The organism is Streptomyces cathayae, assembly GCF_029760955.1.
GTDB classification, from domain to species: domain Bacteria; phylum Actinomycetota; class Actinomycetes; order Streptomycetales; family Streptomycetaceae; genus Streptomyces; species Streptomyces cathayae.
The window spans coordinates 7,270,994-7,287,703 of record NZ_CP121682.1 but is presented as its reverse complement, the minus strand read 5'-3'; the positions used below and the strand labels follow the sequence as shown (position 1 = coordinate 7,287,703).

Sequence of the window (16,710 nt, the reverse complement as noted above, 5' to 3'; positions counted from 1 at the left end):
GACGAAGACCATGGTGTCGGTGCCGCGCCCACTACGCCATGTGAGCCGGGCCACTCACCGACGCCTCCGGAACCGGGACGGGACGTCACGCCGACGGCGGAGATGCCGTGAGACATCTCCGCCGTCGTTCGCGTCCTTCAGTGGCAGGTGAATGCCTTGTTGGCGGTGCTCGCGCTCAGGGTGCAGGTCTGACCGCGGACAGCACCGGTCGGGTCGTGAGAGGTGAGGTCCCAGGTCGCGCCGTTGTCGCGCAGGAGCCCGTACCCGAAGACCCCTCCCTGGGTGATCGACTGGTGGACGGGCTGCGGCGGTGTACCGACCGGTTGTCCGACGACGCCTGCGTCGTTCGGGCCCTGGTCCAGTGGTGTTCCGCCCGAGAAGCCCACGGTCACCTGGGGCGGGCGTGCGGTGTCGAAGTCGATCATCTGGTAGAGGTGGACGTGACCCGACAGCACCATGCGGATGTTGTCCTCCAGCCGGCCCAGGGTCGTGTCGGCGACGGCTTCGTCGAGGACACGGGTCACCGATCGGGCCGGAGGGCCGGCCAGTCTCACCATCCACAGCGGTTTGTGGGTGAACACGAAGTAATCGTGGGTGGGGTGCTGCCGCGCGGCCTGGTTCACGGTGTCGAACTGCGCGGTGTAGAGCGCCCGCTGCGTCGTGCTCCCGTTGTCGGCCGGGTCGGCGAACGAGGAGTCCACGGAGAGGAGGTTCAAAGTGCCCGCGCGGATCTCCACGGGCGCGGTGTAGGGACTGCACGATCCGTCGGCGCGGAGGTCGTCGGCGAGGTAGCGGAACCACGCGCCGCCCGCGCCGCCCTGCTGTGCGGGGTTGCAGTCCTCGTGGTTGCCTCGGGTCAGTGCGACCGGTGCCGTGGCCAGCAGTGTCTCCGCCGGTCTGAGGAAGTCGGCGACGACGCACGGCCAGCTGAATCTGTCCGCCTGCGTGGTGCAGCCCGGATTGGCCGCCGTGTCGTTCGCCTGGCTCGGGTCCTCACGGTAGAGGTAGTCGCCGACATGGATCACGAGGTCCGGCCGGGTCACCGTGGCGGCGCTGTCCGCGATCCGCGGGAACGGCCAGCCGGTCTGGTGGTTCGCGCAGTCCTGGTCGGGGCCCGCCGTCGTGACCCGGCAGCCGGTGTCGCCGATGACGCCGATGGTGCCGGGGCGTGTGGTGTCGGTCCAGTTCGGCAGGGGGAGCCGGCGGTTCGCGGGGTGCACCACGGCCGCCTGGACCGTCGATTGCTGGAGCACCGCGTCAAAGGCTCCGAGCGGCACGCCCAACTCGCACACGGTGGTGGGGAACTGCGACGACCCCGGGGTGCTCACCCGGTGCATCGGGAAGGAACCCCTGGTCGTGCCCACGGTGTAGCGCACGGTGGGGCAGGTGAGGGTGGTGTCGGTGGTCACGTAGCGGATCTGGGTGCCGCGACTGGTCAGTTGGGTCCATGCCCACGCTTCGCTGCTGGGCCCGGCCCCTGGTGGAGGGGGTGGTTTCGGCCCTCCGCCGGGGGGTGCGGTCCCTGCGAGGGCCGCCCCGGCCGAGAGCGCCGCGGTCAGCACGCTCATCAGGGCGAGGACGACCGTCCGGTGCATCATGTTCGCGTTTCTCCGTTCGAGAGCCCTGGACGCCGGCCCGTCCCGTTGCCGAGGGTCATACCGGAGATGCTCACCGAGGCCTCCGGCCGACGCACGGCGACCGGAGCGAACGGCGTACGCAGGGTGCTGCCGCACCCTCGCCGGCACGATCGGCGCAGGGCGCGGCGCCGGGACACGGAGGTCGAGGGGGCGGAAGCCGGGTGCCGGAGGTACCCCGTACAGGTACCGGGCACCTGGATTTCCCGGTGCGTCCCGTCCCGTCTGGTCGGAGTCGCCCGGTGGTGCGACGCTGGGTGGAGAGGTGTCCGAGGACGGGAAGCCGGGAGGCCGGGAGGCAGAGCGATGGGACGCGACGTCCCGGCGTTGGTGTTCACCCGTGAGGACCGCCGCCGGTACCGGATCAAGATGCAGGAGTGCCTCGACACGTTCGCGCAGATGCTGCGCGAGGAACGATTCGAGTCCGAGCGGCCCCAGGTGGGGCTGGAGATCGAGCTGAACCTGGTCGACGACCGGGCGGAGCCGGTGATGCGCAACATCGACGTGCTCGACGTGATCGCGGACCCCGCCTGGTCCACGGAACTGGGCCGGTTCAACCTGGAGATCAACGTGCCGCCCCGCCAGCTGACGGCGGGTGGCCCGGACTCCTGGGAGTCCGAGATCCGCGCCGCGCTGAATCACGCGGAGCGACGCGCGAAGTCGGTCGGCACCCATCTGATCATGACCGGCATTCTGCCGACCCTGCGGCAGGAGGACGTGGGGGAGTCGGCGCTGTCGGAGAACCCGCGCTACCGGCTGCTCAACGACCAGATCTTCGCGGCCCGGGGCGAGGACCTGCGCATCGAGGTGGACGGCGTCGACCGGCTGCGGACCTACGCGGACACGATCACCCCCGAGGCCGCGTGCACCAGCACCCAGTTCCACCTCCAGGTGTATCCGGAGCAGTTCGCCGACTACTGGAACGCGGCGCAGTCGATCGCGGGGGTCCAGACCGCCCTGGCGGCCAACTCACCCTTCCTCTTCGGCAAGGAGCTGTGGCACGAGACCCGCATTCCGCTGTTCGAGCAGGCCACCGACACCCGCCCGCAGGAGATCAAGGTGCAGGGGGTGCGCCCCCGGGTCTGGTTCGGGGAGCGGTGGATCAACAGCGTCTTCGACCTCTTCGAGGAGAACCTGCGGTACTTCCCGGCGCTGCTCCCCCTGTGCGACGAGCAGGACCCCGCCGAGACGCTGGACCGCGGCGACACCCCCGAACTGGGCGAGCTGACCCTGCACAACGGCACCATCTACCGCTGGAACCGCCCGGTCTACGCCATCGCGCACGACAAGCCGCATGTCCGGGTGGAGAACCGGGTGCTGCCGGCCGGCCCCACCGTGGCCGACACGCTGGCCAACGGCGCCTTCTACTACGGGCTCACCCGTGCCCTGGTGGAGGAGGAACGGCCCGTGTGGTCACGGATGTCGTTCTCGGCCGCCGAGGAGAACCTGCACACGGCGGCACGGCACGGCATCGAGGCCCGGCTGTACTGGCCCGGGATGGGCGAGGTGCCGGTGCCCGAACTCGTGCTGCGGCGGCTGCTGCCGCTGGCACACCGCGGGCTGGAGCTCTCCGGCATGGACGAGGTCTGGCGGGAGCCGCTGCTCGGCATCATCGAGCAGCGGTGCGTCACCGGGCGCAACGGGGCGGTGTGGCAGAAGGAGATGTTCCACCACATCGACGCCTCGGCCCGCTGCGGCCGCCATGAGGCCCTGCGCCGGATGACGCAGCTGTACATCGACTACATGCATCTCAACGCCCCGGTGCACACCTGGCCCGTCGACTGACGCGGGCCCCGCACCCCCTCATGGTTGGCTGAAGCGTCGAGCCGTCGGTGCCCCGTCGGCCGTCGGTGCCGTCAGCCGTCGGTGGCCCGGACGAGGATTTCGGACACCTCCCGGCGCACCACGTCGCGGGGCGCCGGGGGGAGCGAACCGAGATCCGTGCGCTCCAGGGCGTCCAGCACCTCGTCCGGGCCGGCCGCGCACTCCGTGCTCCCGCCGGTCACCTCGTAGCCGTCACGGACGGCGACGCGGACACGGCGCCGTCCGTCACCCTCGGTGTGCACGGCGGTGGCGACGACCAGCGGCGGCGGTCCGCCCACCTCGCCGGGCGCCTTGTGGTACCCGCTCGCCACGGGGTCGCGCCAGCGCAGGCTGAGCAGCAGGTGGCGCTTGGCCACCACCTCGGCCAGATCGGTCTCGTAGGTTCCGTCCCGGTCCAGCACGGTGGCGCGCGCGTCCAGGACGAGCGCCGCCGGCAGCAGGCAGCGCAGGGTGCTGCCCACGATGTTGCCGCCGACCGTGGCCGTCCGGCGCACGGCGCCGGTGCCCACGGTGGCGGCCGCGCCGCGCAGGACCTCCGGCACCCGGTCGTCGATCCGGTGCAGCAGAACGGCCGCGCCCAGGGCCTCACGCTCGAGCACGTTGGCCTCCGGGAGGCTGCGCAGGGACATCGCCTGCTCGGGGAAGCCGTCCCGCTGCCAGAGTGCCCACACGAGGGTGGCTCCGCCGACGGGCACCGCTCCCTCAGCCATGCAGTTCCGTGCTTCGGACAGGGATGTGGGCAGACGCAACAGCACGGCGGTCGACCTGCTTTCCTCTGCTTCGGCGGAAGGAACCGGGGACTCCGCACATGATCACGGACACTGCATTCTCCGTACGGCCACGGGGGCGCGTACAGGGCTCACGCATGCACCGTGTACGCCGGAGGTACGCCCCGCGAAAGGCGGCACCGGCAAAAGCAACCTGTCCCGGTTCTCGACCGTCCCACACAACGCATGCCGCACCCCACCGCTTGCCCCACCGCTTGCCTCACCGACGAACGAACGGACAGATGAACGCCGAGACGCTGCTGGACGTCCTGCTCGATGCCGCCCACCGGTCCCCCGACCAGGTGATCGTCCATGTCCGGGGGGAGGGCGGCGAGGTGGCCGTCACCTTCCGGGAACTGGTGGACCGGGCGCTGCGCGTCGCGGGCGGTCTGCGTGCGGCACATGTCGCGCCGGGCACCTGTGTTCCGGTGCTCGCGGAGGACGGCGCGGACTTCCAGCCCCTGTTCTGGGGCGTGCTCGCGGCCGGTTCGGTACCGGTGCCACTGGCGCCGGACGTGCGGCGGGTCCGGCCGGTGTGGGAGCACCTCGGCCGGCCCCCGGTCGTCGTGGACGCGGCCTGCGCTCCGGTGGCCGCCGAACTCCCCGACGGCGCCGAGGTCCTGCGGCTGGACGCACTGCGCGCGTGCCCGCCCCTGGCCACTCCCGCCGAAGTCTCCCCGGACGGACTGGCCTTCCTGCAGTTCTCGTCGGGCAGCACGGGTGCGCCCAAGGGCGTGGAGCTGACCCACACGGCCGTCCTGGCGAACCTGCGGCAGCTGACCGGGGCCTCCGCCCTCACGGAACACGACGTGGTGGTCAGCTGGATGCCGTACTTCCACGACATGGGCCTGATCGGCACCCATCTGGCACCGCTGGCCGCGCGGGCCAAGCAGGTGAAGATCGGTCCTCTGTCGTTCGCGAAGAATCCCCGGCTGTGGTTCGACGTGGCCGCCGCGCATCGCGCCACGATCCTGTCGGCGGCCAACTTCGCGCTGGCCCTGACCCTCCGCCGGGTTCCCGCCGAGGTGTTCGCCGGGCTGGACCTGAGCGCGGTGCGGCTGATCCTGGTGGGGGCCGAACCGATATCGGCGACGGTGTGGCGGGACTTCACCGCCAGGACCCGGGCGGCGGGGCTGGATCCGCGGGCGGCGACGCCGGTGTACGGGCTGGCCGAGGCGACGTTGGCCGTCGCGTTCCCGCCGCTGGGCGAGGTGGCCGTGCCGGTGGCCGTGGAGCGCGCCGCGCTCAGCCGGGGCCGTGTGGTGGAACGGGAACCCGGCGGTGACGCCGTGGAGTTGATGGATGTCGGCGTACCGGTGCCGGGGTGCTCGGTGCGTGTCACCGACGGCGGGGGCCGGGTGCTGGGCGACCGGCGGGTGGGGCACATCGAGGTGAGCGGTCCACAGATCGCACGCGGCTACCACGGGCTGCCGGACGCGACGGAGCAGGCTTTTGCGGACGGCTGGCTGCGCACCGGGGACCTGGGCTTCCTCCGGGACGGCCGGCTGTGCGTCAGCGGCCGGCACAAGGACGTCCTGTTCGTCAGCGGCCGTACGTTCCACGCCCCGGACCTGGAGGAGGTGGCGGCGGGTACGGCGGGGGTGCCGGCCGGTACGACGGTGGTGGTCGGGTCGACCGACCCGGTGAGCGGTGGGGAGCGGGTGGTGGTGTTCGTCGCCTGGGCTCGACCGCCGCGCACCGCGTCCGAGGTGCTGGACCGGGTCGCGCGCCGGGTCCGCGCGGCGCTGGGCCACGACGACGTACGGGTGCTCGCGCTGCCGCCGTCCGCCTTCCCCCGGACGACGAGCGGAAAGGTGCGGCGGCAGCTCATGCGTTCCCGGTTCGAGGCGGGGACGTACCGGCCGTCGGCGCGCTCCGGTGCGGCGTCCGGCGGTCCGGTGGAACGGCCGCGGCCGTCGTCCGCGGGGCCGGGGACGGTGCCCCGTTCCCGTGGGGAGGTCCGGCGTGCGGTGCGTGAGGCGTGGGCCGGGGTCCTGGGGCTGCCGCAGGCGTCGTTCGGGGACCGGGAGCGGTTCGCCGAGCTGGGCGGTACCTCGATCAGGGCCATGGAGGTGCTGGCCGGGCTGGAACGGTCCCTCGGTGTCGCTCTGGGGCCGGCGGTGATGCGCAACGACACGGTCGCCACGCTCACCGACCACCTCATGGGCGTCGTCGGGACGGCTGCCGGGGAGGGCACGCCCGCGCCGGGGGAGGCGGTCGCCTCGGCGGCGTACGGGCAGGAGGGCGTGCCCGCCGCGGGCCGTGCGGACGGCGTGTCCGCGACCGCCGTGGTGGGTCTGGCCTGCCGGTTTCCCGGGGCCGACACGCCGGAGGAGTTCTGGGACCTGCTCACCGACGGGCGCGACGCCGTGTCCGCGGTGCCTCCGGGCCGCTGGAGCGCGGACGGCCGCACGGGAGCGGGGCGGCCGGCACGTCGGGGGGCCTTCCTCGACGACCCCGCCGCCTTCGACGCCGGCCACTTCGGCATCGGCGACGAGGAGGCGCGCACGCTGGATCCGCAGGCGCGTGTCTTCCTCGAACTCGCCCACGAGGCGCTGGAACGCGCCGGTTACGCGGGGGCCCGGCGGCGGGGCCTGCGGACCGGGGTCTTCGCCGCCGTCGGCGACAGCGGTTACCGGCAGCTTCTCGCCGAGGCGGGCCCCGCGGGCGCTCCTGCGGACGCGACGGCCCTGACCGGCAATCTCCCCAACCTGGTCGCCGCGCGCGTGGCGCACTGCCTCGACCTGGACGGCCCGGCGCTGGCCGTGGACACGGCGTGCTCCTCGGGCCTGGTGGCGCTGCACCTGGCCCGGCGCAGTCTCGCGGACGGCGAGTGCGACGTGGCGGTCGTCGGCGGGGTCAACCTGCACCTCACCCCCTCCGCGCACCAGGCTCTGGAGGCGGCCAAGGCCCTGTCACCGACCGGGCGCAGCCGTGCCTTCAGCACCGCGGCCGACGGGTTCGTACCGGGTGAGGGCGGCGCGGTCCTCGTCCTGCGGCGCCTCGAGGAGGCCCGGCGGGACGACGACGTGGTCCTGGCCCTCGTACGCGGTACCGCGGTGAACAACGACGGTACGTCGCTGAGTCTGATGGCACCCAACCCGCTGCGGCAGCGCGAGGTGATCGGCCGGGCCTACGCGCACTGCGGTGTCGACCCGGCGTCGGTCTCGTACGTCGAGGCCCACGGGACGGGCACCGCCGTGGGGGATCCGATCGAACTGCGGTCCCTCGCCCATGCCTTCCCGGCCCGCCCGGACGGCCGGCCCCGGCTGCTCGGCTCGGTGAAGACCAACGTCGGGCACCTGCTGAACGCGGCGGCTCTGCCCTCCCTGGTGAAGGTGGTCCTGGCCCTCGGGCACGGGCGGCTGCCGGCCTCCCTGCATCACGCACCGGTCTCCCCCGCGGTCGAGCGGTCCGGGTTCGCCCTGGTCACCGAGGTGACGGCCTGGGAGTCGTCCGGGCCGCGCAGGGCGGGGATCAACGCCTTCGGTTTCGGCGGCACCAACGCGCACGCCGTACTGGAGCAGGCTCCGCCCTCCTGTGCCCTGCCGCCGGGCGGGGACGTCCGCGGCCCGAACCTGCTCACCCTGTCGGCGGGCAGTGCCGCCGGGCTCGACGCGTGGACGGCGCGGGTCTCGGAGCGGTTGCGCGACCGCCCGGAGTTCACGGAGGGCGATGTCTGCCTGACGGCGGGCGCCGCACGCGACGAACGGCCGCACCGGCTCGCCGTCGTGGCCGACGGCGACCTGCGGGAGCGGCTCGCCTCGGTGCGCGCCGCCGACGGGGCGCCCGTGCCGGGCGCGGTCGCCGGGACGGTGACGCACCGGCCCCGGACCGTTTTCGTCCTGCCCGGTCAGGGCGGCCTTCGACCGGGGCAGGGCCGGGAGTTGTACGACACGGCGCCTGTGTACCGTACGACGCTCGACGAGGCGTCGGCGCTGGTGGGAGCCGTGCACGGGCGGGAGCTGACGGCCTGGTGCGTCGACGGCGGAGCCGATGCCTCCTCGCTGGCCGCGACCGAGGTGGCGCAGCCGCTGCTGGTGGCGCACGGCGTCGCGCTCGCCCGGCAGTTGGCGGCCTGGGGGGTGCGGCCCGACGCGGTGGTCGGGCACAGCGTCGGTGAACTGGCGGCCGCCTGTGTCGGCGGCATGCTGTCGTTGTCCGAGGTGGTGCTGTTCGCCGCGGAACGAGGGCGGCTGATGGGCGGATCGACCGCCCCGGGCGCCATGGCGGCGGTGCGGGGGGCCGACGAACGGGCGGTGGAGGACCTGGTGGCGGCCTCCCCCGGTGACCTCGCGGTGGCGGCGTACAACGGTCCCGGCCGACTGGTGGTCTCCGGCACCCCCGAGGCGGTGCGGCAGGCGTCGGAGCTGCTCACCGCGCGGGGCGCGACGGTCCGTGCGCTGCGGGTGCCGCGCGCCTTCCACTCGCCGCTGATGGCACCGGTCGCGCACGCGGTGAGCGATGCGGCGCGCAGGCTGCTGAAGCCCTCGGCGCCCGCGCTCGCGGTGATGAGTACGCTCACCGCCCAGTGGCAGCCGCGCCTGGACCCGGACCACCTGCGCGAACACGCGCTGCGGCCGGTCCTGTTCGGCCGGGCCGTGGACCGTCTGCTGGACGAGGGCTACGACACGTTCGTGGAACTCGGCCCGGGGGAGGGCCTCGCGGGTCCCCTCCGTGCGGTGGCCGCCCGCCGGAGGCACCTCGGCGGCGCCCATGACGGCAGTCCTGGCGACCGTCATGACGGCACTCATGACGGTGCCCTTGTGCTGTCCGCCCCCGCGCAGCCGTCCGGCACCGGGTCCGCGCCAGGCGGGGCGCGGGAGTTGATGGAGACGGTGGCGCGGCTGTGGGTGCGCGGGGTGCCGCTGGACCGTACGGCGCTCGACGCGGGCCACCGCAGGGTGCAGCTGCCGCCGTACCCGTACCGGCGGCGCAGGTACTGGCCCGAACCCGATGCACGCGGATTGCTGCACCACATCGGCTGGCGGCCCGCGCCGCTGACCGGCGACGGTCTTCCCGGCCCCGTGCTGGTGACCGGGGCGGACCCGGTGGCGGTGCGCCGCCTGGTGGACGGGTTCGCCGCCGTCGGAGTGCGGGCCGGCACGGCCGACGACGGTGAGGTCCGTCCGCAGACGGTGCTCCTCCTCGGTGGGCCGGCCCGGCCGCACCCGGCGGAGGGCCTCGAAGGGGACCTGCGGCAGGCCGTCACGGCGGTCCAGGACGCCCTCACCCTGCTCGACCGGACCGGAGCCCGCCGCCTGCTGGTCGTGACCGAGGACGCGCACGTCACCGGGCACGGTGTGGAGCACGCGGTGCCGGGGCGGGCGGTCCTGGGCGGTCTGGCACTGGCCGTACCGGAGGAGTCGGCCGGGGTGGTCGCGAACTGGGTCGACCTCTCGTCCCGCGACTCACCGGGCCTCCCCGACTCCCCCGGTGACGAGGGGCGGCTGCGGGATCTGGTCACCGAGTTGACGGCGCCGCAGGCGGCGGGGGCCGTGGCCTGGAGGGGAGGGCGGCGTCTCGTACGGTCCGTCGTGCCGGGAGGCACCGACGCGGAGAGCCCGGTGGAAGGGTCCGGCAGGCCGGTCGGCGAGGACCGGCTGCCGGTCGACGGTGCGTACCTCGTCACGGGGGGTGCCGGAGGCATCGGGTCCGCGCTGGCCCGGGACCTGGCGGGCCGGGGCCGGCCGGTCCTGGTGCTGGCGGGGCGGTCCCCGAACCCGCCCTCGGGTCTGCTGAAGCAACTCACCGGCCTCGGTGCCGACGCACGCTATGTCATGGCCGACCTCACGGCACCCGACGACGTGGAGCGCCTCGTTCGCGGGCTGCCGCCGCTGGATGCCGTGTTCCACGCGGCGGGCGTGGTACGGCCCGGCAGCCTGCGCGGGGCGGACGTGCGGGAGACGGTGGAGGCGCTGGGGGCGAAGACCCTGGGCACGGTCCTGCTGGCCGGTGCGCTGCAGCGGCACGGGCAGCGTCCGGGGGTGTGTGTCGCGTTCTCGTCGGTCTCGTCGGTCCTGCCGGGCCTGGCCGGCGTGCTGGGCGGTTACGCGGCGGCCAACGCCTTCCTCGACTCCTTCGCAGGGGCGGAGCGCCTGGCGGGCCGGCCCTGGCTGTCGGTGAACCTGGGTCCGTTCGCCGAGACGGGCCTCGCGGCCGCCGCGGGCCTCGGAGCACGCGACGGTGCCGGGGGCCGCACGGCCGGCGCGGGCGGTGGAGGCCGGCCCCTGGCCACCGCGCCCGCGCTCGCGGCGTTGCGCACGGCGTGCGGCGCCGACGCCGCTCAGCTGGTCCTCGCCGACCTGACCTCGGCGCCGACGCCACGGTCTGCCGTAGTGCCGCGGCGTCCCGCGCGGCCCACGGCCGTCGAGCGGTCCGGCGGTCCGGACGAGGCCGGCGGGCGCCGGCCCTCGGTGCCGTCGGACACCGCTGTCGTGCTGCGGGAACTGCTGGCGCAGTCGCTCGGTGTCCCGGCGTCCGCCGTCGACGACGACACGCCGTTCCTGCGACTCGGCCTGGACTCGCTGGGCGCCGTCGACCTGGTCAAGCGGCTGGAGCGGAGGCTGGGACGGCACCTGCCCACCACGCTCTTCTTCGAGTACCGGACGGTGCGTGAACTCGCCGCCCACCTGGAGGAGCACACCGGCGGGCCCTCCGTACCGGCCATGAACGAGCCCGGGGCGGGTGAGGGGTCCGGTGCCGGTGCCGGTGCCGGTGCCGGGAACAAGCTGTCCTTCGCCCTGACGCCCGTGCAACTCGCGCTGTACACCAGCAGCAGGCTGCACCCGGACGTTCCGGCGCGGGGTCATCTGCGCCTGACGGTCCGCGGCCCGCTCGACACCGACCTGCTCGGCCGGGCGCTGGCGGCCCTGGCCGAACGGCACGGCATGCTGCGGCTGCGGGTGGACGACGTGCGTGAACCCGCCGGGCTGCCGACGCAGCGCACGGTGCCGCCGGTGCCGCTGTCGGACTGGTACGAGGTGCGCGACTGCGCCGCCGACGAGGTGGACGCCGCCGAAACGGCCGTGTGCAACCAGCCGTTCGACCTGGCGGCGCTGCCACCGATCCGGGCCGTGCTGCTCCGCCGGGAGCCGGCGCTCGCCCATCTGCTGCTGGTGGTGCACCACGTGGCGGCGGACGGCTACAGCCTGAACTTCCTCGCCGAGGAACTGTGGAACACGTACACCGCTCTGTGCCGCGGAGACCGTCCGCAACAGGATCTCCCAGCACCGGACTTCGCGCGGTACGCGTCGAGTCTGCCGCCGTCCGACTCCGCTGAGCGGCGTGCCGACCGGCGCTACTGGTCCGAGCGCCTCGCCGCACGGGGCGAACCGCTGCGGCTGCCGTACGACAGTGATCCCGACGCGCTCGTGTCCGGCCCGTCCGGCCCGATCGTGCAGCACTACGGCGGGCTCGACGCGGAACTCACCGCCGGTCTGGAACAGTTGGCCGCCGCGCACGGTGTCTCCCTGTTCCATCTGCTGCTCGCCACGTATGTGCGCTGCCTGGCCCGGTGGTCGAAGGGCCGGGACGTCGCCGTGAACGTGGCCAGGGCCCGTCGCGAGGACCGCTTCGAGGGGGTGGACCGGCTGGTCGGCCCGCTCGCCGACACCCTCCCCCTGCTGTGCCGGACGGCCGACGACGAGGGGGTTCTGCCCCTGGCGGAGCGGTTGCGCCGGATCTGGCTGCAGAGTGAACGGCACGCGGGGCTGAGCAGTCTGGACCTGGCCGCACTGCTTCCCGGCGCCGCGCCCGGCGCCGGAGCCGGCCCCCGGACGGTGAGCCCGGCGGGCTTCAGCTTCGCCCGTTTCCCGGTGGGCACGGCCGCGGGCTGCCCGGTGGAGGTACGGGCGACCGCGGCCGGCACCGGGTCGGCCGCTACCCGGCTGAGTCTGCTGTGCTGGGCGGACGGCCCACTCCTTCGCTGGTCATGGAACTTCCCTGAGCCGCTGTTCCGGCGGGCCACCGTGGCACGACTGGACCGGGAGTTCCGCGCCGAACTGGCCGCGGTGCTGGGCACACGGCCGTCGCCCGGCTCGACGACACCGTCGCCGGATGCCGGCGCCGTCCGCCCGGTGCCGTCCCCCGCGCCGGCTTCGCTGGTCGCGCGGCTGCTCGACCGGTTCCGGGAGCAGCCCGACGCGGTCGCGGTGGACACCACCGCCACCGTGGACGCCGCGGGTGCGTCGCTCAGCTACGGAGCGCTCGATCGCGCCTCCGCTCTGCTCGCCGCGCGCCTGCGCGCCCTCGGCGTACGCCCGGGTGATCTGGTGGGCCTGCTCACCGAGCCGGGTGCCGACACCGTCGTCGGCGTGGTGGGCATCCTGCGCGCCGGGGCCGGCTGGGTCCCGCTCGACCCGGAGCATCCCGTCGCACGCCTGACCGGCCAACTGGTCCGCACGGGCGCCACCACCGTGGTGTGCCACGCCGCCACCCGGCAGACCGCCGACGTCCTCACGGCCGTACGGGCGGTTCCCGTCCTCGGGGACGCACCGGTGGACGGCGGCGTTCCGGTGACCGCGCCGGAGCCCCCTGCCGCTCCTGCCGCGCCGCCCGGTGCCGAGGCGATCGCGTATGTCATCTTCACCTCCGGTTCCACGGGACGGCCCAAGGCGGTACCGATCACTCACCGGGCGATGGAGAACTACCTCGACTGGGCCGTCGCCGCCTTCGGGTACCGTGCCGGCGACCGCCTCGCACAGACCGCGTCGCTCTGCTTCGACGCCTCGGTGCGCCAGTTGCTCGCCCCCCTCCTGGTCGGCGGCACCGTGGTGACGGTGGAGCGGTCCTCGCTGCGGGATCCCGAACTGCTGCTCACGCAGATGGAGCGGGCACGGGTGACCGTGTGGAGTTCCGTGCCGACGCTGTGGGAGCAGTTGCTGACCGCCGCCGAGGCGAGGGCCCGGAGCGGGGCGGGCCTGCCGGACCTGACCGCGCTGCGGTGGGTCCATGTCGGCGGGGAGGTGCTGCCCGTGGACCACGTGCGCCGCTGGTTCGACCTGTTCGGGACCGGCGCGCGCATCGCCAATCTGTACGGGCCCACCGAGTCGACCGTCAACGCCACCTGCCACGTCATCGACTCCCGCCCCGGCGACGAGGTGCGGCAGCTGCCGATCGGACGCCCTGTGGCCGGCACCGACCTGGAGGTGGTCCGCGCCGACGGCACCCCCTGCGAGCCGGACGAGCCGGGGGAACTGCTCATCGCGGGCACCGGTCTGACCCCCGGTTACCTGGGCGAACCGGAGCTGACCGGGCGGGCGTTCACCCTGCGGGCGGGGAGGCGCTGGTACCGCAGCGGAGACCGGGTACGCCGGTCGGCCGACGGCACCGTGGACTTCCTCGGCCGGATCGACGACCAGGTGAAGATCCGTGGGCACCGGGTGGAGCCGGGAGAGGTCGAGGCGGCGCTCCAGGGCTGTCCCGGCGTCGCACGGGCGGCGGTGATCGCGCAGGAGGGGCAGCTGCTCGCCTTCGTCGCCCCCGGGTCCGCGGCGGACCGGCCGGACACCCGGGAGGTGCGCCGGTATCTGGCCGGTCTCCTGCCCTCGTACATGCTCCCGGCCCGGATCACCTGCCTTGACACACTGCCCCTCACCGGCACCGGCAAGGTCGACCGCCTCGCACTGGCCGGTCCGGCCCCTGGCTCCGGCGCGACGGCGGTCCAGGACGGTTCCCCCGCAGGTTCGGCGTTGCCGGACGGTGGCGGGACTCCCCCGGCCACCGTGACCGAACGGCGCATGGCGGAGATCTGGTCCGACGTGCTTCAGGTGGCCTCGGTACGCCGGGAGGACGACTTCTTCGACCTGGGCGGTGACTCGCTGCTCGTCCTGAGGGTGTTCTCCCGGCTCGCGGAGCTGCAGGCGCCGCTGCCCCGGCCGACCGTGATCTACCGTCACCGCACCCTCGCGGCACTCTCCGCGGCCGTCGACGCGGTCGACGACGCGGTCGACGACGCGGTCGACGCCGATGCGGTGAAGCCGTGTTCCGCTTCCCCTTCCCCTTCCCTTCCCCTTTCCCCGGCCGCGGACGACCGCACGGCCCCGTTCCCCGTCACGCCCGGTCAACGCGGTTTCCTGCTCGCGGAGGAGCTCTCGCCGGGCGGTGGTACCTGGCTGGCGCGGCTTCGGCTGTCCGGACCGCTGGACCCCGATGCCTTCCAGGCCGCGGTCGACCTGCTGGTGGAGCGTCACGGCATGCTGCGCACCGTCTTCCCGGCCGGTACTCGGCCGCCCGTGCAGCAGGAACTGCCGCCGTCGCTGCGTCTGCCGGTCGCCTTCACGACGGTCGCGACCCCGGCCGAAGTGGACGAACGGGCCGCCGCCGAGGCGGCACGGTGCCTCGAACCCTGGGCCTGGCCGCTGGTGCGGCTTCAGGTGCTGAGCCTGGCCCCACAGGAGCACGTCCTGCTGGTGCACGCGCACCATGTCATCGGCGACGGATACAGTGCGGCGTTGCTGACGCAGGAACTGACCGAGGTGTACGACCGGCTGACCGGCGGCAGCTCCACGCCCCCGCTCCCGCCGCTGCGCGGCGACTTCCGTGACCACGTCCGGTCCTCGACGCAGGCCGGGCACCAGGCCGGTGTCGCCGGGCGGGCCCGGGAGCGACGCCGGGCCCGGGTGTGCGCCCCGTACCGGCCGCCGGTGCTGCGGACCGCCGTCGGCGGAAACGGCGAGGAGGAGCGGACCGGGGCCCACCGCGACATCGTGTTCCGCTCCGCGGAGTTCACCCTCAAAGCCTCCCCGACGGCGGCACTGCGGGCGCTCGCCGCACGCGCGCGGACCACCCTCTACGCGCCGTTGCTGACCGCCTACTACCAGGAGCTCGCGGCGCTGACCGGCCGACCGGACCTGATCGTGGGGCTGGCGGTGAGCGGCCGGGACGGAACGCTGCCCGACGCGCACCGGGTCTTCGGCCCGTTCGCCACGGCCGTACCCGTACGGCCGGCCTCCGAGGGGCCCCTTTCCGAAGGGGACTTCGGCGGTGCGCTCCGCCGTGTCGCGGCGGAGGCGGAGGAGGCACGCACCCATGAGGACGTGCTCCCCCGGAGCGCCGACGGGCTTCCCCTGACCTCGCAGTTCTTCTTCACCTTCCTCGACTTCTCCGCGCTGGCCCCCGCGGACGGCAAAACGCTGCGCTTGTCGTGGGAGTCGGGCGACAGTACGTTCCTGCCACCCGCCGCCACGACGGACGTGTTCATGGCGGTACGGCCCGAGACGGACGGGGTGCGGGTCACGGTCCGGGGCTCGGCTGCGGCGTTCCCACCAGGCACGCTCGACCGTTTCGCCGACGCGGTGCGCCGACGTCTCACCCGGGCCGCGTCGGGTGGCCGTCATGGACCCGGAACCCGGGACACCATGGACGCGGCCCTGGTCGGCTACTTGCCCGCTCCCGGCCATCTGGCGCGCCTGGCGGGTCTGCCCGGGGCGGCACTGCCGCGGGCCGAGCTGCGCGACCTGCTGTTCCCCGACGGCGCCCCGCGTCTGCTGGAGACGGTCCGTACGCCACTGGGCCGGTCCGGTTTCGTCTGCGTTCCGCTCTTCGCCGACGAACTCGCGGCGGGCAGCGGGCTGGTGGGGCACACCACCCGTGCCGTGTCGCTCGCCGCCGCACAGGGAGCGCGCTGTGTGTCCCTGGCGGGGATGATTCCGTCGCTGACCGGATACGGCTTCGACGTGCTGCGGTCCGGGAGCCATCCGGCGGCCGTGACGACGGGGCACGCGGCGACGGTGGTGGCGGTGGTCAGGACGGTGCACGCGGCGCTCGAGGCCACGGGCCGGAATCTCTCGGATCTCGACGTGGCGTTCGCCGGGCTGGGTTCGATCGGTGCCTCCTCCCTGGAACTGCTGCTGTCCCTGGCCGCCCGGCCTCCCCGGCGTCTGCTGCTGTGCGACGTGCGGGGCAGCGGACCACGACTGGCCGCGCTGGGACGGCGGTTGCAAGAACGTGGGCTGGCCGGTGCGGGCGGCGTCGAGGTGGCGGAGTCGGAGCGGGTGCTGCCGGACGCGGTCCACGGTGCGGACCTGCTGGTGACGGCGGTGAGCGGCGCCACCGCGGTGCTCGACGTCGGCCGGCTGCGGCCGGGGGCCATCGTGGTCGACGACTCCTTCCCGCACTGCTTCGACACCGAGCGGGCCCTTACCCGTATGCGGGAACACGAGGACGTGCTGGTGCTGGGCGGCGGGCTGCTGCATGTCGGCCGCACCGACCGGCAGGTCGCCGAGGACCTGCCGGCCGTGGCGGCGGCCGGCTATCTCGCTCAGCCCTGGATCGAGGGCACCCTGGCGTCCTGCCGTGCCGAGTCCCTGCTGCACGCGGCCGGTCAGGAACTGCCGCTGGTGCACGGCCTGGTGGACGCCGGGGTGTCCCTGGCCTACTGGGAGGCCGTGGAACGGGCCGGGGTGTCGGCCGCCCCGCTGCATCTGCTCGGTCACACCGTCGGCGGCGCTCCGGCGGTGTGACCGAAGGGACCTGCGCGGCCC

4 protein-coding genes are annotated in these 16,710 nt (G+C 74.1%); 2 read left to right on the top strand and 2 right to left on the bottom strand.

Annotation, left to right across the window (positions count from 1 at the left end):
* Nucleotides 1-137: 137 nt before the first annotated feature.
* Complete coding sequence (locus PYS65_RS33410) at nucleotides 138-1,598, bottom strand: metallophosphoesterase family protein (RefSeq protein ID WP_279337707.1); 1,461 nt, start codon at nucleotides 1,596-1,598, stop codon at nucleotides 138-140.
* 342 nt (nucleotides 1,599-1,940) lie between these two features.
* Here PYS65_RS33410 and PYS65_RS33405 point away from each other — a divergent pair, with 342 nt between their 5' ends.
* Complete coding sequence (locus PYS65_RS33405; protein WP_279337706.1) at nucleotides 1,941-3,419, top strand: glutamate-cysteine ligase family protein; 1,479 nt, start codon at nucleotides 1,941-1,943, stop codon at nucleotides 3,417-3,419.
* Between the two features lie 71 nt (nucleotides 3,420-3,490).
* Here PYS65_RS33405 and PYS65_RS33400 read toward each other — a convergent pair whose 3' ends face one another.
* Nucleotides 3,491-4,213, bottom strand: coding sequence for an FAD binding domain-containing protein (locus PYS65_RS33400; RefSeq protein ID WP_279337705.1), 723 nt, complete (start codon nucleotides 4,211-4,213; stop codon nucleotides 3,491-3,493).
* Between the two features lie 254 nt (nucleotides 4,214-4,467).
* Between PYS65_RS33400 and PYS65_RS33395 the strand changes: the two genes are divergently transcribed.
* A complete protein-coding gene (locus PYS65_RS33395; RefSeq protein WP_279337704.1) occupies nucleotides 4,468-16,689 on the top strand; it encodes a non-ribosomal peptide synthetase/type I polyketide synthase in 12,222 nt (4,073 codons plus the stop codon).
* Nucleotides 16,690-16,710: the final 21 nt, after the last annotated feature.